Annotated in this window: 20 protein-coding genes and 1 pseudogene; 8 read left to right on the top strand and 13 right to left on the bottom strand. The window is 72.3% G+C overall.

Annotated features, from left to right (window positions below; all coding sequences use genetic code 11):
• Nucleotides 1-4: 4 nt before the first annotated feature.
• The 3 genes from ppsA to H577_RS0113815 all read left to right on the top strand — a co-directional run bounded on the left by ppsA (nt 5) and on the right by H577_RS0113815 (nt 4,289).
• The gene (gene ppsA / locus H577_RS0113805; RefSeq protein WP_029146445.1) at nt 5-2,371 is read left to right on the top strand and encodes a phosphoenolpyruvate synthase; all 2,367 of its coding nucleotides are present in this window, start codon (nt 5-7) and stop codon (nt 2,369-2,371) included.
• Between the two features lie 90 nt (nt 2,372-2,461).
• A complete protein-coding gene (locus H577_RS0113810) occupies nt 2,462-3,643 on the top strand; it encodes an FAD-binding domain (protein ID WP_029146446.1) in 1,182 nt (393 codons plus the stop codon).
• A 25-nt stretch (nt 3,644-3,668) separates the two neighbouring features.
• Nucleotides 3,669-4,289, top strand: coding sequence for a TetR/AcrR family transcriptional regulator (locus tag H577_RS0113815; protein ID WP_029146447.1), 621 nt, complete (start codon nt 3,669-3,671; stop codon nt 4,287-4,289).
• Nucleotides 4,290-4,366: 77 nt separating this feature from the next.
• Here the strand turns inward: H577_RS0113815 and H577_RS0113820 are convergent, their stop codons facing one another.
• From H577_RS0113820 to mtnP, 3 genes and pseudogenes are all read right to left on the bottom strand, one after another.
• Nucleotides 4,367-5,929 (bottom strand): hypothetical protein, encoded by a 1,563-nt coding sequence (locus tag H577_RS0113820; RefSeq protein ID WP_029146448.1) that lies wholly within the window; start codon nt 5,927-5,929, stop codon nt 4,367-4,369.
• Nucleotides 5,930-6,372: 443 nt separating this feature from the next.
• Nucleotides 6,373-7,371 (bottom strand): annotated as a pseudogene (locus tag H577_RS16630) (NAD-dependent epimerase/dehydratase family protein); the annotation flags it as partial.
• Nucleotides 7,368-8,339 (bottom strand): S-methyl-5'-thioadenosine phosphorylase, encoded by a 972-nt coding sequence (gene mtnP / locus H577_RS16635; RefSeq protein WP_084516269.1) that lies wholly within the window; start codon nt 8,337-8,339, stop codon nt 7,368-7,370. The gene mtnP and the pseudogene H577_RS16630, both read right to left, overlap by 4 nt.
• Before the next feature lie 145 nt (nt 8,340-8,484).
• Here mtnP and H577_RS17750 point away from each other — a divergent pair, with 145 nt between their 5' ends.
• The 3 genes from H577_RS17750 to H577_RS0113840 are packed head-to-tail and all read left to right on the top strand — an operon-like array spanning nt 8,485 to nt 10,306.
• Entirely contained in the window at nt 8,485-9,228 is a 744-nt protein-coding gene (locus H577_RS17750; RefSeq protein ID WP_051192053.1) for a hypothetical protein, read from the top strand.
• The gene (locus H577_RS17755) at nt 9,225-9,863 is read left to right on the top strand and encodes a molybdopterin-dependent oxidoreductase (RefSeq protein WP_051192054.1); all 639 of its coding nucleotides are present in this window, start codon (nt 9,225-9,227) and stop codon (nt 9,861-9,863) included. The genes H577_RS17750 and H577_RS17755 overlap by 4 nt, the downstream gene beginning before the upstream one ends.
• Nucleotides 9,860-10,306, top strand: coding sequence for a hypothetical protein (locus tag H577_RS0113840; protein WP_036285309.1), 447 nt, complete (start codon nt 9,860-9,862; stop codon nt 10,304-10,306). The genes H577_RS17755 and H577_RS0113840 overlap by 4 nt, the downstream gene beginning before the upstream one ends.
• Here the strand turns inward: H577_RS0113840 and H577_RS16650 are convergent.
• From H577_RS16650 to H577_RS0113860, 3 genes are read right to left on the bottom strand one after another with little or no spacing between them, the layout of a single operon-like run.
• A complete protein-coding gene (locus tag H577_RS16650; protein WP_245570410.1) occupies nt 10,288-10,971 on the bottom strand; it encodes a methyltransferase domain-containing protein in 684 nt (227 codons plus the stop codon). The two genes, H577_RS0113840 and H577_RS16650, sit on opposite strands and share 19 nt — an antisense overlap.
• The gene (locus H577_RS16655) at nt 10,968-11,657 is read right to left on the bottom strand and encodes a TIGR04282 family arsenosugar biosynthesis glycosyltransferase (RefSeq protein ID WP_051192056.1); all 690 of its coding nucleotides are present in this window, start codon (nt 11,655-11,657) and stop codon (nt 10,968-10,970) included. Before H577_RS16655 ends, H577_RS16650 begins: the two co-directional genes overlap by 4 nt.
• The gene (locus H577_RS0113860; protein WP_029146450.1) at nt 11,654-12,310 is read right to left on the bottom strand and encodes a glycosyltransferase family 2 protein; all 657 of its coding nucleotides are present in this window, start codon (nt 12,308-12,310) and stop codon (nt 11,654-11,656) included. Before H577_RS0113860 ends, H577_RS16655 begins: the two co-directional genes overlap by 4 nt.
• Before the next feature lie 112 nt (nt 12,311-12,422).
• On the opposite strand from H577_RS0113860, the gene H577_RS0113865 reads away from it, so the two are divergent.
• Nucleotides 12,423-13,157 carry a response regulator transcription factor gene (locus tag H577_RS0113865; protein ID WP_029146451.1) on the top strand — a complete coding sequence of 245 codons (735 nt, stop codon included), beginning with the start codon at nt 12,423-12,425 and terminating at the stop codon, nt 13,155-13,157.
• Nucleotides 13,154-14,293 (top strand): sensor histidine kinase, encoded by a 1,140-nt coding sequence (locus H577_RS0113870; protein ID WP_029146452.1) that lies wholly within the window; start codon nt 13,154-13,156, stop codon nt 14,291-14,293. The genes H577_RS0113865 and H577_RS0113870 overlap by 4 nt, the downstream gene beginning before the upstream one ends.
• 32 nt (nt 14,294-14,325) lie before the next feature.
• Here H577_RS0113870 and H577_RS0113875 read toward each other — a convergent pair whose 3' ends face one another.
• The 7 genes from H577_RS0113875 to sdhC all read right to left on the bottom strand — a co-directional run bounded on the left by H577_RS0113875 (nt 14,326) and on the right by sdhC (nt 20,517).
• Nucleotides 14,326-14,688 carry a hypothetical protein gene (locus tag H577_RS0113875; RefSeq protein ID WP_029146453.1) on the bottom strand — a complete coding sequence of 121 codons (363 nt, stop codon included), beginning with the start codon at nt 14,686-14,688 and terminating at the stop codon, nt 14,326-14,328.
• 176 nt (nt 14,689-14,864) lie between these two features.
• Nucleotides 14,865-15,713: an exodeoxyribonuclease III gene (locus tag H577_RS0113880; RefSeq protein WP_029146454.1), complete on the bottom strand. Its 849-nt coding sequence runs from the start codon at nt 15,711-15,713 to the stop codon at nt 14,865-14,867.
• A gap of 27 nt (nt 15,714-15,740) precedes the next feature.
• Nucleotides 15,741-16,952 (bottom strand): YihY/virulence factor BrkB family protein, encoded by a 1,212-nt coding sequence (locus tag H577_RS16660; RefSeq protein ID WP_245570411.1) that lies wholly within the window; start codon nt 16,950-16,952, stop codon nt 15,741-15,743.
• Nucleotides 16,953-17,012: 60 nt separating this feature from the next.
• Nucleotides 17,013-17,780 carry a succinate dehydrogenase iron-sulfur subunit gene (locus H577_RS0113890; RefSeq protein ID WP_029146455.1) on the bottom strand — a complete coding sequence of 256 codons (768 nt, stop codon included), beginning with the start codon at nt 17,778-17,780 and terminating at the stop codon, nt 17,013-17,015.
• Nucleotides 17,780-19,606 carry a succinate dehydrogenase flavoprotein subunit gene (gene sdhA, locus H577_RS0113895; protein WP_029146456.1) on the bottom strand — a complete coding sequence of 609 codons (1,827 nt, stop codon included), beginning with the start codon at nt 19,604-19,606 and terminating at the stop codon, nt 17,780-17,782. The genes H577_RS0113890 and sdhA overlap by 1 nt, the downstream gene beginning before the upstream one ends.
• A gap of 34 nt (nt 19,607-19,640) precedes the next feature.
• Nucleotides 19,641-20,081: a succinate dehydrogenase hydrophobic membrane anchor subunit gene (locus H577_RS0113900; RefSeq protein ID WP_029146457.1), complete on the bottom strand. Its 441-nt coding sequence runs from the start codon at nt 20,079-20,081 to the stop codon at nt 19,641-19,643.
• A gap of 1 nt (nt 20,082) precedes the next feature.
• On the bottom strand, nt 20,083-20,517 hold the full coding sequence (gene sdhC / locus H577_RS0113905) for a succinate dehydrogenase, cytochrome b556 subunit (protein ID WP_245570412.1): 435 nt from the start codon (nt 20,515-20,517) through the stop codon (nt 20,083-20,085).
• Nucleotides 20,518-20,536 lie beyond the last annotated feature (19 nt).

Below are 20,536 nucleotides of genomic sequence, written 5' to 3' on the forward strand. Positions count from 1 at the left end.
GAAGATGAGCAATGTCCTGTGGTTCCACGAGATCGGAATGGACGACCTCGCCCAGGTGGGCGGCAAGAACGCGTCGCTGGGCGAGATGGTCTCGAACCTCGCCGACGCCGGCGTGCGGGTGCCGGGGGGCTTTGCCACCACCGCCGACGCGTATCGCGCGTTCCTCGCGCACGACGGCCTGGCAGATCGCATCCGCAGCGCCGTCGAGTCGCTCGACATCGACGACGTCGCCGCCCTCGCCCGGGTGGGCGCGCAGGTGCGCCGGTGGATCGAGGAGCAGCCGTTCCCGTCCGATTTGGAACGCGACATCCGCGACGCGTACGCCACCCTCATCCAGAACGACCCCGACCCGGATGCGGTGACCTGGGCGGTGCGCTCGTCGGCCACCGCCGAAGACCTTCCCGACGCCTCGTTCGCCGGACAGCAGGAGACGTTCCTGAACATCGGCGGCATCGACAACGTGCTGCAGGCGATCGCCCGCGTGTTCGCGTCGCTGTACAACGACCGCGCCATCGCCTACCGCGCCCACCACGGCTTCGAGCACCACGAGGTCGCGCTGTCGGCCGGCGTGCAGCGCATGGTGCGCTCGGACGTCGGCGCGTCGGGGGTCATGTTCACCGTCGACACCGAGTCGGGCTTCGATCGGGCCGTGTTCATCACCAGTTCGTACGGGCTCGGTGAGGCGGTGGTGCAGGGCGCGGTCAACCCCGACGAGTTCTACGTGTACAAGCCGGCGCTGCGCGCGGGCCGCCCGGCGATCCTCAAGCGCCAGGTGGGCGAGAAGGCCGTCGCGATGCGGTACACCGAGGCGGTGGGGGTGGATGCCTCGACCGCGTTCGAGGACGTGCCTCTCGCCGATCGGGTGCGGTTCAGCATCACCGACGACGAGGTCTTGCAGCTGGCGCGGCACGCGCTGGTGATCGAGGAGCACTACGGCCGGCCGATGGACATCGAGTGGGCGCGCGACGGCGTGGACGGGCAGCTGTACATTCTGCAGGCCCGTCCCGAGACGGTGGTCTCGCGCGCGGACGGCAACGTGATGCGCCGGTTCGTGCTGCGCGAGCGCGGCGACGTGCTGGCCACCGGCCGCGCCATCGGGCAGAAGATCGGCGCCGGCGCGGTGCGCGTGCTGCGCGACATCTCGCAGATGGACCAGTTCCGCCCCGGCGATGTGCTCGTGGCCGACATGACCGATCCCGACTGGGAGCCGATCATGAAGCGGGCCTCGGCGATCGTCACCGACCGGGGCGGACGCACCTGTCACGCCGCGATCATCGCCCGTGAACTCGGCATCCCCGCCGTCGTCGGCACCGGTGACGCGACCCGGTCGCTGGCCGACGGCACCGAGGTGACGGTGTCGTGCGCCGAGGGCGACGACGGACACGTCTACCGCGGCACGCTGGAGTTCGTCGAGGAGGAGACCCGGCTCGACGCGATGCCCGAGATCCCGGTCAAGCTCATGATGAACGTGGGCACGCCCGACCAGGCGTTCTCGTTCTCGAAGCTGCCCAACCGGGGCGTGGGGCTGGCGCGGCTCGAGTTCATCATCAACCGCCAGATCGGCATCCATCCCCGTGCCCTGCTCGAGCACGACAGTCTTCCCGACGCGCTGCGCGCGCAGATCGACGAGCGCATCGCGGCGTACCCGTCGCCGCGCGACTACTTCGTGCAGCGGGTGGCCGAGGGCGTGTCGATGATCGCCGCGGCGTTCGCGCCCGAGCCGGTGATCGTGCGGATGAGCGACTTCAAGTCCAACGAGTACGCGAACCTGCTCGGCGGCGAACGGTACGAGCCCGACGAAGAGAACCCGATGCTCGGCTGGCGCGGCGCGTCGCGCTACGTGTCGCCGGCGTTCCGGGAGTGCTTCGACATGGAGTGCGCGGCGCTGCGGTACGTGCGCGACGAGATGGGCCTGGACAACGTCAAGATCATGATCCCGTTCGTGCGCACCGTCGCCGAAGGGCAGGCCGTGGTCGACCTGCTCGCCGAGAACGGGCTGCGGCGCGGCGAGAACGGCCTTCAGGTCGTGATGATGTGCGAGATCCCGTCGAACGCGCTGCTGGCCGACGAGTTCCTCGACCACTTCGACGGGTTCTCGATCGGCTCGAACGACATGACCCAGCTGGTGCTCGGCCTCGACCGCGACTCGTCGCTGGTGGCCGATCGGTTCGACGAGCGCAACCCGGCGGTCAAGAAGGTGCTCGGCATGGCGATCGAGGCCTGCACCCGCCGCGGCAAGTACATCGGCATCTGCGGTCAGGGGCCCTCGGACCACCCCGACCTGGCCCAGTGGCTGCTCGAGCAGGGCATCGAGTCGATGTCGCTGAACCCCGACACCATCGTGGAGACCTGGATGCGGCTCGCCCGCTGACGCGGCGTGCGCCGCCGGGTCTGGTGCGCGGACTTCGACAGGCGTACTCTGAGACCACTGGTCCGACCGATGGTCTGAGGGGTGATCCGGATGCGGGTGCTCATCGTCGGGGCCGGGATCGCCGGTCCCACCCTCGCGTACTGGCTGCGGCGCACCGGGCACGACGTCACGCTCGTCGAGCGCGCGCCGCGGCTGCGCGAGGGCGGCTACGTCGTCGACTTCTGGGGTGCCGGCTTCGAGGTCGCCGAGCGGATCGGGATCGTGCCGCGGCTGCGGGACGAGGGCTACCGCTTCCGCGAGGCGCGCGAGGTGGGCGGCGATGGCAGGCGCATCGCGCACTTCGACCCGCAGCGCGTCATCGACGGCGCCGCCGGCCGTTACGTCACGATCGGCCGCTCCGATCTGTCGCGGGCGATCTACGACGCGCTGGACGGCGATGTCGAGACGATCTTCGGCGACACCGTCGCGGCCCTCGCCGACGACGGCGGCCGGGTGGGGGTGACGTTCCAGAGCGGGGCGGAGCGCGAGTTCGACCTGGTCGTGGGCGCCGACGGGCTGCACTCGCGGGTACGTGCGCTCGCGTTCGGTCCTGAGCGCGAGTTCGAGCGGCATCTCGACATCGCCGTCGCCGCCTTCGACATCGACGGGTATCGGCCGCGCGACGAGCTCGTCGCCGTCATGCACACCGAGGTCGGGGCGCAGGCGCTGCGGATCGCGCTGCGCGACGGAGCGACCATGTTCTGCATCATGTTCCGGCACGAGGGCGAGCTGCCCGTCGACGACGTGACGGCCCAGCAGGACCTGCTGCGCGAAAGGCTGACCGGATTCGGCTGGGAGATGCCGCAGATCCTCGCGCAGCTGCCGCAGGCGCGCACGTTCTACATGGACGGCGCGAGCCAGATGCTCATGCCGTCGTGGTCGCGCGGGCGCATCGCCTTGGTGGGGGATGCCGCGGCCTGCCCGTCGCTGCTGGCAGGTCAGGGCTCGGCGCTGGCCATGGTCGAGGCCTACGTGCTCGCCTGCGCGCTGGCCGAGGCATCCGGCGATCACCGGGCGGCGTTCGCGGACTATGAGAACCGGCTCGCCGGGCTGGTGCGGCGCAAGCAGGACGGGGCGGTCGGACTCTCGGGCGCGTTCGTGCCGCGCAACCGGATGATGCTGCTGCTGCGCAATGCCGTCTTCGGCCTGATGGGTGTCCCGTTCATCGAGAACCTGGCGATCGGGCGCAGCCTGCGCGACCCGATCGAGTTGCCGCCGGTTCCGGCGGGGTGAGCCGGGCGCACGGTTGAATGGCAGCATGGCCCGTCCCCGATTCCATCGGCTCCCCGCCGCGCAGCAGGAGGCGATCCTCGACGCCGCGCTGGCGGAGTTCGCCGCTCACGGCTTCGCCGCCGCCTCGCTGAACCGTGTCATCGCGGCGGCGGGGCTGTCGAAGGGGGCGATGTACTACTACTTCGACGGCAAGGAGGACCTCTACGCCGACGTCATCCGCCGCCAGCTCGAGGGGCTGATCTCCGCCGGCGGGGCCATGCCGGTGCCCGAGGACGCCGCGGACGCCGCGGCGTTCTGGGGCGCGGTGGAGGAGTACTACCTGCGCATGATGCGGCTGCTCGCGCAGACGCCTGCGACCGAGGCGCTGCTGCGCGACTGGCTCACCGGCACCTCCTCGCCGTCGCTGGCCGCGGCGCAGCACGACGCCGAGCAGCAGCTGATGCCGTGGCTGATGCGCCTGGTGGCCGTCGGGCAGCGGGCGGGCGCGGTGCGCACCGACCTGCCGGCGGAGTTCCTGATCGCCGTGGCGATGGGCATGGGTCAGGCGATGGACACCTGGATGATCGCGAGTCCGCCCGACGAGTCCAGCCTGACGGATGCGGTGCACACGCTCGTCGACATGATGGCCCGGGCGCTCGGGCCCTGATCATTCCGACCGATTGCGGCAACGACCGTGTGTCGGGTGGGTAGGTGGGCCGGTGGTCGGTGGGTGGGTGAGCGCGCTCACCATTGGCTCCAGATGAGGTGCTGCACGAGCAGCGCGAACACGACCTGCACGCCCAGGCCGACCCGGCGCCACCGCGCGGGCAGCAGCGCCGAGGCGACCAGCAGCCACGGCACGAACGGCAGCCAGATCCGCTCGACCTCCGCCCGGCTCATCTGCGACAGGTCGGCCAGCAGCACCATCGCCACCGCGGCGGCGGTCAGCGCGGCCACGACGATCCGGGCGCGGGTCGCGGCATCCGTCGCCGGCAGGGATGCCACGCCCCGGCGTGTGTGCCCGGTCCCGGCGGGTGCAGCCTGGTGCTGCTGCTGCCGCCCCGCGTCTGACCGCGGTCGGTGACGTGCCGACGGCCGCCGGCTCCGCGCATCGTCGCTCACACGGTCCACCGACGTCCCGCGCCGGCGCCCTGCGCTTGGCCACCCGCGCACCGCGTCGACGAGCGTCGCTCCGGCAGTGCCGACCGATGCGCCCAGCCATGGCCCGGCGCTGAACGTGAGCGCGGCGAGGTCGCCCCAGATCCAGTACCCGCCCGGTCGGGCGCTTGCGATGCCGTCCCAGTAGCGCTGCACCAGCACGGGGTACGCCTCCCACCACGCGAACCCGCCGAGCGCGAACCCGCCGACCACGGCCAGCGCCGCGGGGATTGCGCCGGCAAGCGGCAGCGCCGAACGAGCGAGCACCAGGATCGTCACCGCCAACACGCCCAGCAGCGGCAGCCCGTACGAACTCATGACGCACCACCCGAACAGCAGGCCGGGTGCCGCCCCCCACGCGATCCGGCCCGCTGCGCTTCGGGAGGTCGCGGCCACGGCCAGGGCGCACGCGCCCCAGGCCGCGACGGCCGCGAACACGGCGTCGGCCGACACCGCCATCCAGATCGCGGCGGGCCCCGCGACCAGGAACGGCGCCGCCTGCCGCGCCAGCTGCTCGGACGCCAGCCGGCGCACCGTGATCATCACCGCCACCGCCGTGGTCGCGGCCAGCACGATGACGACGAGCCCGGCGGCGAGCGCGCTGCCCAGGCCCAGCCGCACCAGCAGCACGAAGAACAGCACCGCCCCCGGCGGATGCCCGGCGAGGTGCGTCGGCCAGGCGCCGTCGCTGTGCAGCGGGATGCGGGCGATGTACTCGCGCAGCAGCGCCCCGACGTCGGTGATCTCGCGCGCGGGGCCGAGGTACTCGCCCTGCCGTTCGAGCACCGCGCCGAGCCCGGCGACGCCGTCGACGGCGGCCAGGCTCACCATCCACGCCACGCCGAACCCGAACACGACCAGCAGCAGCCGGTGCCATGGCCAGCGCTGCACGCGCGGCGCCCACACGATCGCCGCGACGCCGAGCAGGATCGCCGCGGGCGTGCCCGGCCCGAGCCGCGGCTCACCGCGCGCGTGCAGCGGCGCGAGGCCCTGCGCGTGCACCTCCCACCCGGTCCACAGCGGCACCACCATCGCGACGACCATCAGCACGACGCACACGCCGACCCCGATCGCGACGACGCGGCCCCAACGGGGGCCCGTCGGGCGAGGGGATGCCGCGGCCCGCCGCGACGTCGCCGTCGCCGTCACCGCCGACCCTCCGCAGGGAACCGGTTGCTCGTGGTCGCAGCGTAGCGGCCTGCCAGCCCGCCCGTGTCGGCCGGTGCACCGGCCAGGTTCCGCGCGCCGGCCACGCCCCGCGTCGACGGGCCGGCCGCGGTTTCGGTCGGCCTGTCGGCCTGAGCCTCAGCCCGCGCACCGACCACGCCTCGCACCTGCGCGCCGGCCGCAGCTCCGGCCGGCCCGTTGGCGCGAGCCCCGGCCCGCGCACCGGCCACGGTCGGTCGCATCGCGGCGAGGGCGAACTCCCCCACCCCCTCGGAAAAGCCCACGCGGGCGCGCCAGCCCAGCTCGGCGTGGATCCGATCGGCCGAGGCGGTGATGTGCCGCACGTCTCCGGCCCGGAATCGGCCGGTCACGACCGGTGGCGGACCGCCGCGGGCCGCGGCGATCGCGGCGGCCAACTCACCCACGGTGTGCACCTCGCCGGTGGCCACGTTGAACGCGCGCACGGCACCGGCATCCTGCCCCGCCGTCGTGCCCGGCGCAGTCCCGCCCGGCACCGTCCCCTCCGGCACCGTCCCATCCCGCGCGGTCCCGTCCGGCATCGCCCCGGCCCGCCCCGCCCCCTCCGGCACCGCCGTGTCCGGCACGGTCCCGTCCCGCGCGGTCCAGTCCAGCGCGGCGAGGTTCGCCGCGGCGACGTCGTCGACGTGAACGAAGTCGCGCCGCTGTCCGCCATCCTCGAACACGAGCGGCGGCCTGCCGGCCTCGGCCTCGGTGCGGAACAGTGCCGCCACCCCGGCATACGGCGTACCCTGCGGCATGCCCGGCCCGTACACGTTGTGATAGCGCAGCAGCGCGGCGCGGCCGCCGGTCTCGCGCGCCCACGACGCGGCCAGCTGTTCCTGCGCGAGCTTGGTCGCCGCGTACACGTTGCGCGGGTCGGTCGGCGCGGATTCGTCGATACGCTCCGGCTGCAGCGGCTCGCCGGTGCGCGGCGAGCGCGGCTCGAACATCCCCGCCTCAAGGTCGGCGATCGTGCGCGGCGCCGCGGCCACCGGCCCGAGCGCATCGCGGTAGCGGCCCTCGCCGTACACGACCATCGACGACGCCAACACCAACCGCTCGACGCCGGCGTCAGCCATCGCGGCCAGCAGCACGGCGGTGCCGAGCACGTTGCTCGCCGTGTAGTCGGGGGCGTCGGCGAAGTCGACGCCCAGTCCCACCTTCGCGGCCTGATGGCACACCGCCCGCACGCCGCGCAGCGCCCGCGCGCACATCTCGGCGTCGCGCACGTCGCCGCGGATGAACTCGACGTCGTCGGGCAGCGGGGGCGGGGTGGATGCCGGGTGCACATCGTCGCGCAGCGAGTCGAGCACCCGCACCCGCAGTCCGCGCTCGCGCGCTGCCGCGACGATGCGCGAACCGATGAACCCCGCCCCGCCGGTGACCAGCAGCACGTCGCTCACCGGGTCGCCACCGCGTCGGAGACGTCCGACGGCGAGCCCGCACCGGTGTCGATCGGCGTCGGGGGCGTGGCATCCCGCGCCGGACGTGACGCCTCGCGACGGGGATGTGCGCCCACCACCCCGCGGTCGGGGTCCGAGCCCGCTCCGGCCGCGACCGGCGTCGGGCACGCGGCATCCCGCGCCAGCACGCGTCGCACGGCATCGGAATCGACCAGGCCGCGCGGTGCGGGCTCGGCGGGCAGGGCACGCACCGCGTGCTCGAGCACCGCGACCAGCCGCGGCCGGGCGTCGGCCAGGCGCCCCAGCACGACCTCAGCGGTGACCGGCTCGGCGCCGTCGGTGTCGCGGTCGGTGACGATGCACAGGCTCGCGTAGCCGAGATCGAGCTCGGCGGCCAGCGCCGCCTCGGGATACTGCGTCATGTTCACGAGGTCCGCGCCCGCGGCCCGCAGCGCCCGCGACTCGGCGCGCGTCGAGAACCGCGGCCCGGGGATCACCGCCGTGGTCGCCCGGTCGACGACCGGCTCGCCACAGGCGCGCAGTCCCGCGATCAACGCCTGCCTCGTCTGCGGGCAGAACGGGTCGGCGAACGCCAGATGGCACACGTCCGGTCCGTCGAAGAACGTGTCGTCGCGCCGGCCCGACCGGTCGAGCAGCTGGTCGGGAACCACGAGCGCCCCCGGCTCCAGCGACGGTTGCAGCGACCCGACCGCGGCGGTGGCCAGCACCGCGCGCACGCCGAGGCGGGCCAGCGCCCACAGGTTCGCGCGGTGGTTCACGCGGTGCGGCGGCAGCGTGTGTCCGGCACCGTGCCGTGCCAGGAACGCCACTTCGCGCCCGGCGAACCGGCCGATCGCGATCTCGTCCGACGGCGCACCGTACGGGGTCGACACCGACACCCGGCGGGCCGCGTCGAGCAGCGTGTACAGTCCGGAGCCGCCGATGACGGCGATATCGGGGGAGGCCATGCCCCTTACGGTGGCATCCCGCCCCCGCGTGCGGCACCGCCGAACCCTTACGGTTCGATGACGCTGCAGGTCGCGGTCGGTCTTGTTCTCGGTTCGTCACCGGATGCCACGGTGCCGGGGTGCGGGCGACGGGCACACTGGCGGAATGAGTGTGGTCGATCGGCTCGGCGCGGTGGTGCAACCGCGGTTCGCCGCCGTGCAGCGGGCACTCGGCGCACCCGAGCGCACCACCGGCACCGCGGTCGCGATCGGCCGTGTGCTCGGCGCGGCGGTGGGGGTGTGCTTTCTCACCGGCGTGTACAGTCACCTGCTGCAGCATCCGATCCCCGGCCTTGCGCTGCCGGTGCGCCCGGTCGGCCTGTACGCCTGGACGCAGGGGGTGCACGTCGCCGTCGGCACCGCGCTCATCCCGCTGCTGCTGGCAAAGCTCTGGGTGGTGTATCCGCGGCTGTTCGACTGGCCGCCGGTGCGGTCGGTCACCCATCTGCTCGAACGGGTGTCGGTCGCGGTGCTCGTGGCGACCGCGCTGCTGCAGGTGTTCATGGGCACGCTGAACACGTTCCAGTGGTACCCGTGGCCGTTCTCGTTCACGAAGACGCACTGGGCTCTCGCCTGGGTGCTGGCCGGCGCGATGCTGCTGCATGTGGGGGTCAAGCTGCCGCTGATCCTGCGGCGGCCCGGCGCCACCGGCTCGGCCGAGGATGCCGCAGGCGCCGGGCGGGACGGCACCGCCGATCGTACGGATGCCTCGGCCACGGGTGCGCCGGACGACACCATCGGTCGTACGGATGCCTCGGGCACAGGTGCGCCCGACGGCACCGCCGGTCGTACGGATGCCTCGGGCACGGGTGCGCCGGACGGCACGGGCGGCCGAGGGGATCCGACATGACCGAGACACCGCCGGGTACCGGCTGGCCGGGCACCGGTGGCCTGGGCAGGCGTGGGTTCCTCATCGGCACGGGGGTGGCCGCCGTAGGGCTCGTCGCGCTCACCGCGGGTCAGTCGTTCGACGCACTCGCGCCGGTCAACGCGTTCGCGCCGCGGACGATCGGTGCCGGTCCGCTGCACGTTCCGGTCAATCGCACGGCGCGTCAGGCGGAGGTCGAGTCCGCCGCATCCGCCCCCGACTGGACCCTCGAGGTGGCCGGTCCGAACGGCACGCTCGCCTTCTCACGCGACCGACTGCTGGCGATGCCGCAGGCGCAGGCACGGCTGCCGATCGCGTGCGTGGAAGGGTGGAGCACCGTGGCCGACTGGACCGGCGTGCGGTTGTGCGATCTGCTGGATGCCGCCGGCATCCCCGCCGATCGCACGGTCGAGTTGGCGAGTCTGCAGCGGCGGGGACCGTACCGCACCACGACCATGCCACCCGCGTACGCGCGCGATCCGCTGACCCTGGTCGCACTCGCGCTGAACGGACAGCCGCTCGACCTCGACCACGGATACCCCGCGCGCGTCATCGCGCCAGGGCGGCCCGGCGTGCTGCAGACGAAGTGGCTGCGTTCGATCCGGGAGGCGCCGTGATCGCGGCGCGGATCGCCCTCGGTGTCGCGGGGCTGGGTCTGGCGGGATTCGGCGTGGTCACCCTCGCCCAGACGCTGGCGCTTGCGTCACTGATCTGGGTGGGCGTGTGGCTGGCAGGGGCGGTGGTCGTGCACGACGGCGTGCTGGTGCCCGCGGTCTCCCTGCTGCGCGCCCGGCTGCGCCGGCGCGGGCGCCGCTGGCCGCGGGCGGCGACGGCGGTGATCGAGCTGGGCGCGATGGTCACCGGCGTGCTCGTGCTGTTCGTGGTGCCCGAGCTGATCGCCCAGGCCCGCGGCAACCCGAATCCGACCATCCTGCAGGGCGACTACGCACTGCGGCTGCTGGTCGCGGTGCTCCTGATCGCGGCTGCCGCCCTCGTCGTGGTGCGCGTGCTCGTGCGCCGTGCCCGCCGCCGCGACGCGGATCAGGACGCCGGACGGTAGCGGGCGAACCAGCGCCCGCCGACGCACCACTCGTGCTGCAGGGCCAGACCGGCCTCGGCCGCGCATCCGCGTAACGCGCCGGTGCCGACCTCGGCCCACGGGAACGGCAGGCTCGCCGCACCGGTCTCGTCCACGAGCATCCCTTCGAACCGGCGGTCCCGGTCCGGATGCGCGTGCGCCTCGACGAGCACGGCCCCGCCGGGCGTGACCAGCTCGCGGCACCGGGCGAGCAGACGCACCGGGTCGCCGCCGATCCCGATGTTGCCGTCCATCAGCAGCACGGTGCCCCACCCGGCCTCGTTCGGCAGCGGATCGAACACCGACCGGCGCAGCGCCGGCAGCCCGCGTTCGCGGGCGAGGGCGACGGATGCCTCAGACACATCGACCCCGAGGCTCACCCGTCCCGCCAGCAGCGCGGCCCGCAGCATCCGCCCCGGCCCGCACCCCACGTCGAGCACCGGGCCGGCGCAGCCGCGCAGCATCCTGCGTTCGGCCGCGTTCGGGCCGGTGAGAAACCGCACCACATCCAGTGGAGCACGGCGTTCGGGTGCCCCCGCCTCGCACAGCGTCAGCCGCGGCGTCGGGTGCCTGCCCGCGCGCAGCGCGCGTTCGTACGGCTCGTCGGGCCCGGCGCCGAACACCCGCTCCAGCGCCAGGTCGGTCACGATGCCACCCTATCGGTGCCCGCACCCGCCGCGTCGAGTTCGGCGAGTGTCGCCTGCAGGCGGCCGTCGACGGATGCCGCGGCCCGCACGACGCGCAGACTCGCGGCGTCGTCCAGATCGGTGTGCAGCGGCAGCGTCTGCACGCGCAGGCCGGCGGCCCACAGCCGCCCGAGCTGGTGCGCACCGGTGTCGGCGCGCGACATCCGCACCCCGCGCACCAGGGCGCCGTCGGGCCGGGTCAGCCCCAGCGCCCAGAAGCCGCCGTCCGCGGCGGGACCGAGCCAGGCGTCCGCCTCGGCCGCGCCCGTCGCCCACGCCCGCAGCGGGGCGTCGACGTCGGCCGCCTGCAGCTGCGGCGTGTCCATGCCGAGCACGAGCGCCGGGCCGCGGCATCCGTCCAGCGCTGCGGCGATCCGCTCGTCCAGTCCGCCGTCCGCCTGCGGCTGCACCTCGAATCCCGGGGCGGCCGGTGCCGGGCCGTCGATGCACAGCACCCGCCGTGTGACCGGCAGCGCCTGCACGAACGCGAGCGTGTCGGCCAGGCTCGCGGCAGCGATCCGCGCCGCCTCGGCGGGCGTGTAGGGCGGGGTCAGCCGGGTTTTCACACGGCCCGGCTCGCACGCCTTGGCCATCACGATCACCGTCGTCATGCCGCCGCGTTCGGTGACATCCGCCCCCGTCGTCATGCCGCCGCCTCCCGCAGCAGACGGCTCATGTCGGCCACCGCGGTCGCGGTGCCGCGCACCGTGCCGGTCACCTTCGACCGGCCGATGCGGGGTCGGTACGTGACATCGGTCTCGACGATGCGCCACCGGTCGGCCGCCGCGCGCAGCACCATCTCGAGCGGATACCCGCTGCGCCGATCGCGCAGCCCCAGCCCGAGCAGCGCCTCACGCCGCGCCGCCCGCAACGGGCCGAGATCGTGCAGCGGCAGCCCCGTCATCCGCCGCAGCCGGCGCGCCAGCAGCAGGTTGGCCAGGCGGGCGTGCACCGGCCACGCCCCGCGCACCGGTCGCCGCCGGCCGAGCACCAGATCGGCCGAGCCGCATTGCACCGGCGCACACACCCGCACCAGGTCGGCGCCGTCGAACGACCCGTCCGCGTCGCAGAACGCCACCACCTCGGCGGTCGCCGCCTGCAGCCCACGGTGCGCGGCCGCGCCGAACCCGCGCCGCGGCTCGTGCACCACCCGTGCGCCGCACGCCCGCGCCACCTCGGCCGAGCCGTCGCTCGAGCCGTTGTCGACGACGATCGCGCGAAAGCCGGGCGGCAGTGCGGCCAGCACGCCCGGCAGCGCGGCCGCCTCATCCAGGCAGGGGAGCACCACGTCCACGGTCATGGCTCGACGCTACGGGCGCACCCGGCCTCGACACCGCCCGCAGGGATTACGAACCGGGGACACCGCGCGGTACGGCCGGGTCGCGGCATCCCGCCACGCCTAGCATGGGCTCATGGCATCCGTCACCTCCGACGCCGCTGGACGCGACGCGGCGCTGACCGACCGGCGCGTGCTCGTCGTCGAGGACGACGAGACCGTCCGCGAAGTGGTGCGCACCTACCTGGATGCCGCCGGCTTCGTCGTCGATGAGGCGGCCGACGGGTTCGCCGCACTCGACGCGATCGCCGCGTGCACGCCCGACCTGGTCGTCATGGACCGCATGCTGCCGGGCATCGACGGCGCCGAGGTGTGCCGCCGCATCCGTGCCGACGATGACGTGCCGGTCATCCTGCTGACCGCGCTCGGCGGCACCGACGACCGCATCGGCGGGCTCGAGGCGGGCGCCGACGACTACATCACCAAGCCGTTCTCGCCGCGCGAGCTCGTGCTGCGCGTGCAGTCGGTGCTGCGCCGCAGCCTCGCCGACTACGCCCCCGAGGCGCCGTTCACGCTCGGGCCGTTCCACCTGCATCCGTCCGCCCGCATCGTCGAGAAGCACGGGATGCCGCTACCGCTGTCGGCGCGCGAGTTCGACCTGTTCGCGTTCCTGCTGAAACACCCGCAGCGTGCGTTCACCCGCGACGAGCTGCTGGCCGCGGTGTGGGGGTGGGAGTTCGGTGACCTGTCCACGGTGACGGTCACCATGCGGCGGCTGCGCGAGAAGGTCGAAGACGACCCCACCGACCCGCAGGTGCTGCGCACGGTGTGGGGCGTCGGCTACCGGCTCGATGCGGACCCGGACGCATGATCCCGCTGCCCGACCTCGCCGTCATTGTCGCGACGGCGCTGGCGTGCGCGATCGTGGTCGGCGGGGTCGGGATGCTGCTGCTGCACGTCGCGCGCCGTACTCCGCTGATCGTGCAGTTGTGCATCGTCGTGCTGACCGCGACGGTCTCGGTGGCGGCGGGCATGGTCGCGGTGGCCCAGGCGATGTTCCTGTCGGGCCACGACCTGCTGGTGGGCATCTGGGTGGCCGTGTCGGCGACGGTGGTGTCGCTGCTGACCGCACTCGTGCTCGCGCGCGCGTTCACCCGGCAGAGCCGGCGGCTGCGGCGCCTGGCGGCCGACCTGGCCGAGGGCACCCCGGTGCCCGCGTCCGACGGGCGTGACCGATCCGAGCTGGCGGCGGTCGAGGCGCAGCTGGCCGAGACCAGTCGCCGGCTCGACGAGGCACGCGCCGAGGTCGAGGCGCTCGAAGCCTCGCGTCGCGAACTGGTCGCCTGGATCTCGCACGACCTGCGCACGCCCCTGGCCGGGTTGCGCGCGATGGCCGAGGCGCTCGAAGACGGTATGGCCGACGACCCGCAACGGTTCCACCGGCAGATGCGCTCGCAGGTCGACCACCTCTCCGACCTGGTCGACGACCTGTTCGAGCTGTCGAAGATCCAGTCCGGCCGGCTCGCGCTGCACCGTGAGGCGGTGTCGCTGTACGACCTGGTCAGCGACGCGGTCGCCGAGCTGCGCCAGGTGGCGCAGGCGCACCGGATCGTCATCCGCGAGTCGCCGAGCCCCGACCTGGTCGTCGACGGCGACGCCCGCGAACTCGCCCGGGTGGTCGGAAACCTGCTTATGAACGCCATCCAGCATTCCCCGCCCGGCAGTGCGATCTCGGTGACGACCGCCACCGACGCCGACGGGCACGCGGTGCTGTCAGTGGTCGACGCCGGCGGCGGCATCCCCGAGTCCGATCTGCCGCAGATCTTCCGCGCCGGCTGGCGCGCCACCGTCGCCCGCACCCCCGAGCAGCTATGGGGCCGCTCGGCGGGCGCGGGTCTGGGACTGGCGATCGTCGAAGGCATCGTGAAGGCACACGCCGGTCGGGTCACCGCGCACAACGTCGACGGCGGATGCCGGTTCGACGTCGTGCTGCCCCGTACCGCCTGAGCACCGTGATCGCAGCCGTCGGGCTGTGCGGTTCAGCCCTGGTCCGGAACGACCGCGTCGCGGATCTGCATCACCAGGCCGGTGAGCGCATCCAGGCGTTGGTCGATCCCATCCAGGCGCTTGCCGTGGGCGGTGGTCATCGCCGTGAGCAGCGCGACGTGCTCTTCGACGGTGGCGATGTCGCGACGGGCGGCGGCGATGTCGGCCGACACCAGCAGATGCTGCGAGCGGATCGTGTCGCGCAGCCCGTCGAACTGCTTGTCCATCCCGGCGAAATACAGGCTCGAGGCCTGGATGTGGGTGTCGAGCCGCTCGCGTGTCGTCTGCAGCTGCGCGGCGTTCTGGTCGAGACCTCGGGCGATCGCCTCCAGGGTCGGCGCGGCGCGTTCGGTCATGATGGTCACGGTACTCCTCTCACGACCGTTCACCGCGGTCGATGGATCGAGGCGACGGAAGATCCCGCCGGCGCGACCGACGTTAGCGTTTCACAGGCCTGTGGAGGGCGCGCAACGGCACATCCGTGGATGGCGCCGGCCGCCGCCGCGGCTGTGGAGAAGCCGACGGGCCGCGCTCACGCTCCCACCGCGTAGTCGACCACGACCGGGGCGTGGTCGCTCCACCGGGTGTCCCACGACTCGGCGCGGTCGATCCGGTAGTCGCGCACCCGCTCGGCGAGCGCGGGCGTCGCGACGTGGTAGTCGATGCGCCATCCGGTGTCGTTGTCGAACGCGCGGCCGCGCATCGCCCACCAGGTGTACGGTCCGTCCACGTCGCCGTGGAACCGGCGCCCCACGTCCACCCAGCCGAGCCCGGTGCCGGTCGTGCCGTCGACGCACTCGACCGGGGAGCCTGCGGGAGCGAAGAACCGGTCGAAGTACGCCCGCTCGCGGGGCAGGAACCCGGCCTTCTTGCGGTTGCCCCGCCAGTTGCGGATGTCGAGCTCGCGATGCCCGACGTTCAGGTCGCCCATGATCAGGGCCAGGGCCCCGACGGCGTTCAGCTGCGACATCCGCTGCGCCATCGCATCGAGGAACGCCCACTTGTGGTCCTGCTTGGGGGTGTCGGCCTCGCCGGTGGGCACGTAGGCGCTCACCACCGTGAGCCGGTCGGTGCCCAGCGGCACCTCCGCCTCGATCCAGCGCCCGGCCGAGTCGAGTTCGTCGGCCTCGAGCCGCGCGCGTACCGACAGCACCGGCGCACGGGTCGCGATCGCGACGCCGGCGCGTCCCTTGGCGAGCGCTTCGTCGGCGACGATGTGCCAGCCGGGCAGTGCCGTGCGCAGCTGCTCGTCGGTGGCGCGCACCTCCTGCAGCGCCAGCACATCGGGCGCGGCGACATCGAGCCACGCGAGCATGCCCTTGCGGACGGCCGCCCGGATCCCGTTGACGTTGACGGTGGCGATGCGGAGGGTATCGGGCAGGCGTTCGTGGGCGGGCACCGTCCCACCTTAGCGAGGGCCGCCGACAGGCCGGTGCGCCGCCGACGGGGGCGCGGATGCCTGCACCCGCGCGAGCTCGTCCTCGGCCGCGCGTACGGCCCGGTCGGCCGACCAGCGCCGGTACCAGGGGGCGCCGCGGCGGGCGACCTGGGCGTCACGCAGGCGGATGCGGCCAGCCAGCAGCAGCGCCTCGTGCTCCGCGCGCAGCCGGTCGGTCTCGCTCTGCTCCTGCAACGGGATGTCGCGGTCGTGCGCGGCCACGGCGATCCACGAGGCCGACACCAGGATCACGATGCCCACGAGCCGGAACCACAGCAGGAACGCGATGAGCACCGAGAAGGTCGCCAGCAGCGGGTTGGTGGGGGAGTAGCTCAGCAGCAGACCGATGCCCACCTGCAGCACGGCCACCGCGGCACCGCCCAATAGCGCGCCGGGCCAGATCGTGCGCCACGGCAGTGACGTGCCGGCCAGAAAGCGGAACAGGCTCGCCAGCGCCGCCGAGTTGACCGCGAACGCCACCACCGCGGTGAGCAGCCGCACCAGCACCTGCGACAGCATCGACTGGTCGCGCAGGCCCACCAGCGCCAGCAGGGCATCGAGGGCGCCGCTGGTCATGCCGCCCAGCGCCGCGCCGACGATGAGAGCGACCCCGAAGATCGCGGCGGCCATCAGGTCGCGGGCCTTCAACAGCACGTAGTTGCGCGGGTCGAACGGCAGATCGAAGATGTCGCGCACGGCGCGGCGGGTGAAGGTGACGAAACCGACCGCGGTCCAGATCGCGACCACCACCGCCACCGCACCGGTGACCGCGAGCACGCCGCCGCTGCTGCTCGCGATCTGTCGCACCTGTTCCGGGGTGGCCAGCCCGTGCTCGGCGATGAGCCCGGGGATGTAGGCGTTGAGCAGGTCGATCACCCGTTGCACGGCGCGCTCGCTGGCGCCCACCCACACGCCGAGACCGGCGAACACGACGTAGATCACCGCGAAGATCGAGAACAGCGACTGGTAGCTGATGCTCGCCGCCAGCAGAAACCCGTTGTGTCGCAGAAAGTGCCGCCACACCCGCACCGGGAACCAGGCCAGGGTGCGCCGGGTCAGCGCGGTGGCGCGGGCCTGCGCCGCCTCCCACCGTTCGCGCAGTCGCTGATCGTCGGGCGGTGCGGCCACTGGCAGGGGAGCGGTCACGCCCCGGGCGGGGTCGGCGGCACGCTCATCGGTCACGCTCACAGACTAGCGAGCGCCCGCTGGCGTGCCGACGAGCGCTCCCCGCAGGCACGCAGGTCAACGGCCCCCGCGCAGCACGGCCTGCTTGACCTCGGCGATGGCACGGGTGACTTGGATGCCACGGGGGCACGCCTCGGTGCAGTTGAAGGTCGTGCGGCAGCGCCACACGCCTTCCTTGTCGTTGAGGATGTCCAGGCGCACATCGGCCGCGTCGTCCCGCGAGTCGAAGATGAACCGGTGCGCGTTCACGATCGCGGCGGGACCGAAGTACTGCCCGTCGGTCCAGAACACCGGGCAGCTCGAGGTGCACGCCGCGCACAGGATGCACTTGGTCGTGTCGTCGAAGCGGGCACGGTCCTCGGGGGACTGCAGGCGCTCCTTGCCGGCCGGCGGCTTCGAGTTCGCGACCAGGAACGGCTGCACCGCCTTGTAGGCGTCCAGGAACGGGTCCATGTCGACGACCAGGTCCTTCTCCAGCGGCAGGCCCTTGATCGCCTCGACGTAGATCGGCTTCGAGATGTCGAGGTCCTTGATCAGCGTCTTGCAGGCCAGTCGGTTGCGGCCGTTGATGCGCATGGCGTCCGAACCGCAGATGCCGTGCGCGCACGAGCGGCGGAAGGTGAGCGAGCCGTCCTGCTCCCACTTGATCTTGTGCAGCGCGTCGAGCACCCGCTCGGTGGGGTACATCTCGACGTCGTAGTCGACCCAGCGCGGCTCGGCGTCCACCTCGGGGTCGTACCGGCGGATGATGAACGTGACCAGGAACGACTGGATCGGCGCCTCTTCGGCAGGGGCGCTGGATTCCGAATCGATGACCGTGGACATCAGTACTTCCTCTCCAGCGGCGGGTACCGCAGCTCGCCCTGCTCGTTCTTGGTGAAGACGACGGGTTTCCAATCGAGTCTGATGTGATCGGTGGCATCCGACGAGTGCGGGTCACCGGTCAGGTAGGCCATGGTGTGCTGCATGTAGTTCTCGTCGTCGCGGTTCGGGTAGTCGTCGCGCATGTGCCCGCCGCGGCTCTCTTTGCGGTTGCGGGCGGCGTAGACGACCACCTCGGCGATGTCGAGCAGGAAGCCGAGTTCGACCGCCTCGAGCAGGTCGGTGTTGTACCGTCGGCCCTTGTCGTCGACGTGCACGTTCTTGTACCGCTCGCGCAGCTGCTCGATCACCCCGAGCACCTCGGTCAGCGACTCGTCGGTGCGGAACACCTGGGCCTTCAGGTCCATGTCGTTCTGCAGCGTCTTGCGCAGCGTCGCGATCCGCTCGGTGCCGGTGTTGGTGCGCAGCCCCTCGATCATCTCGCGCACCTCGCGGGCGGGGTCGTCGGGCAGCGGCACGAACTCGGCGGTCTTGACGTACTCGACGGCGTTGCGACCGGCCCGCTTGCCGAACACGTTGATGTCCAGCAGCGAGTTGGTGCCCAGCCGGTTCGAGCCGTGCACCGAGACGCACGCGCACTCACCGGCCGCATACAGCCCCGGCACGATGTCGGTGTTGCTGCGCAGCACCTCGGCGTTGTTGTTGGTGGGGATGCCGCCCATCGCGTAGTGGGCGGTGGGCATCACCGGCACCGGCTCGACCACCGGGTCCACGCCCAGGTAGGTGCGGGCGAACTCGGTGATATCGGGCAGCTTGCTCTCGAGCACCTCGGCGCCCAGGTGGGTGCAGTCCAGGTACACGTAGTCCTTGTGGGGGCCGGCGCCGCGGCCGTCGAGCACCTCCTGCACCATCGACCGGGCGACGATGTCGCGCGGGGCGAGGTCCTTGATGGTGGGGGCGTAGCGCTCCATGAACCGCTCACCTGACGCGTTGCGCAGGATCGCGCCTTCGCCGCGGGCCCCCTCGGTGAGCAGGATGCCCAGGCCGTACAGGCCGGTCGGGTGGAACTGGAAGAACTCCATGTCCTCCAGCGGCAGGCCCTTGCGCCACACGATGCCCACGCCGTCACCGGTGAGGGTGTGCGCGTTCGAGGTCGTCTTGAAGATCTTGCCGAACCCGCCGGTGGCGAAGATGACGGCCTTGGACTGGAACACGTGCAGCTCGCCGGTGGCCAGCTCGTACGCGACCACGCCCGCGACCTGGGTGCCGCCTGCGGCATCGGTCACCGTGATCAGGTCGAGCACGTAGAACTCGTTGAAGAAGTTGATGCCGAGCTTGACGCAGTTCTGGTACAGCGTCTGCAGGATCATGTGCCCGGTGCGGTCGGCGGCGTAGCAGGCGCGGCGCACCGCGGCCTTGCCGTGGTCACGGGTGTGACCGCCGAACCGGCGCTGGTCGATCTTGCCTTCGGGGGTGCGGTTGAACGGCAGCCCCATGTTCTCGAGGTCGATCACCGCGTCGATGGCCTCTTTGGCGAGGATCTCGGCCGCGTCCTGGTCGACCAGGTAGTCACCCCCCTTGACGGTGTCGTAGGTGTGCCACTCCCAGTTGTCCTCTTCGACGTTGGACAACGCCGCGGCCATGCCCCCCTGCGCCGCACCGGTGTGCGAGCGGGTGGGGTACAGCTTGGAGATGACCGCGGTGTTCGCATTCGGGCCCGCCTCGATGGCCGCCCGCATGCCGGCGCCGCCGGCGCCGACGATCACGATGTCGAACTGGTGGTAGTGGACGCCGTCCTTGACGACGCCGCCGGAAGTGGAGGTGCTCACGTGTGGGATGCCTTCGTGTCGAGGTCGTTCGCGGTCAGCCGGCGCAGACGCCGGCGAGGGCGCCGGGAACGGGCGGGATGCAGGGGTCGAATGTGAAGACGACGAGCGTGCCCAGCAGGATGAGGAACGCCGCGACCAGCCACAGCGCCCAGACCAGCACGCGGCGCGTGCCGTTGTGTGTGACGTAGTCGTTCACGATCGTGCGCATGCCGTTCGTGCCGTGGATGAGCGCCAGCCACAGCATGACGACATCCCACCACTGCCAGAACGGGGTGGCGTACTTGCCGGCGACGAACGCGAAGTCGATGCCGCGCACGCCCTCGCCGAGCATGAGGTTCACGAACAGGTGCCCGAAGATCAGCACGATCAGCAGCACGCCCGAGGCGCGCATGTAGACCCAGCCCCACTTCTCGAGGTTGACGCCCTTGCGGCGCGGGGCGGGGGTGCGCGGCGCGGCGATGGTGTCGGCGGTCATGTCAGTGTCCTCCGGTGATCTCGGCCACGATGACCATCAGCTGGCGGGGGACGAAGCCGAGCATCGTCACCACCCACAGCCCGATGACGCCCCACCACAGCTGCCGCTCGTACTTGGCGGCCCAGCGCGACAGGTCGACGAGGATGATCCGCAGCCCGTTGAACGCGTGGTACACGATCGCGCCGACCAGGGCGATCTCGCCGACGCCCATGATCGGGTTCTTGTACGTGCCGATCACGGCGTCGTAGGCGTCGGGTGCGACGCGGATCAGGGCGGTGTCGAGCACGTGCACCAGCAGGAAGAAGAAGATCGCGATGCCGGTGATGCGGTGCAGGACCCAAGACCACATGCCCTCGTGACCGCGGTACAGCGTTCCCCGCGGTGTTCGGGAAGTCGTCTCGGCTACCGTCGGTGTGACGCGTGCTGGTGCAGACACGTCCGTCCTCCTTGGGTCG

This window comes from Microbacterium luticocti DSM 19459, assembly GCF_000422405.1.
Lineage (GTDB): Bacteria > Actinomycetota > Actinomycetes > Actinomycetales > Microbacteriaceae > Microbacterium > Microbacterium luticocti.

Bases quoted from the DNA above. Each gene is read 5' to 3' on its own strand.
- ppsA (WP_029146445.1), top strand. From the start codon at position 5: ATGAGCAATGTCCTGTGGTTCCACGAGATCGGAATGGACGACCTCGCC.
- H577_RS16655 (WP_051192056.1), bottom strand. From the start codon at position 11,657: ATGACGACGGGGGCGGATGTCACCGAACGCGGCGGCATGACGACGGTG.
- H577_RS0113865 (WP_029146451.1), top strand. From the start codon at position 12,423: ATGGCATCCGTCACCTCCGACGCCGCTGGACGCGACGCGGCGCTGACC.
- H577_RS17750 (WP_051192053.1), top strand. From the start codon at position 8,485: ATGAGTGTGGTCGATCGGCTCGGCGCGGTGGTGCAACCGCGGTTCGCC.
- H577_RS0113870 (WP_029146452.1), top strand. From the start codon at position 13,154: ATGATCCCGCTGCCCGACCTCGCCGTCATTGTCGCGACGGCGCTGGCG.
- H577_RS0113860 (WP_029146450.1), bottom strand. From the start codon at position 12,310: ATGACCGTGGACGTGGTGCTCCCCTGCCTGGATGAGGCGGCCGCGCTG.
- H577_RS0113815 (WP_029146447.1), top strand. From the start codon at position 3,669: ATGGCCCGTCCCCGATTCCATCGGCTCCCCGCCGCGCAGCAGGAGGCG.
- mtnP (WP_084516269.1), bottom strand. From the start codon at position 8,339: ATGGCCTCCCCCGATATCGCCGTCATCGGCGGCTCCGGACTGTACACG.
- H577_RS0113890 (WP_029146455.1), bottom strand. From the start codon at position 17,780: ATGTCCACGGTCATCGATTCGGAATCCAGCGCCCCTGCCGAAGAGGCG.
- H577_RS0113900 (WP_029146457.1), bottom strand. From the start codon at position 20,081: ATGACCGCCGACACCATCGCCGCGCCGCGCACCCCCGCCCCGCGCCGC.
- H577_RS17755 (WP_051192054.1), top strand. From the start codon at position 9,225: ATGACCGAGACACCGCCGGGTACCGGCTGGCCGGGCACCGGTGGCCTG.
- H577_RS0113875 (WP_029146453.1), bottom strand. From the start codon at position 14,688: ATGACCGAACGCGCCGCGCCGACCCTGGAGGCGATCGCCCGAGGTCTC.
- H577_RS0113810 (WP_029146446.1), top strand. From the start codon at position 2,462: ATGCGGGTGCTCATCGTCGGGGCCGGGATCGCCGGTCCCACCCTCGCG.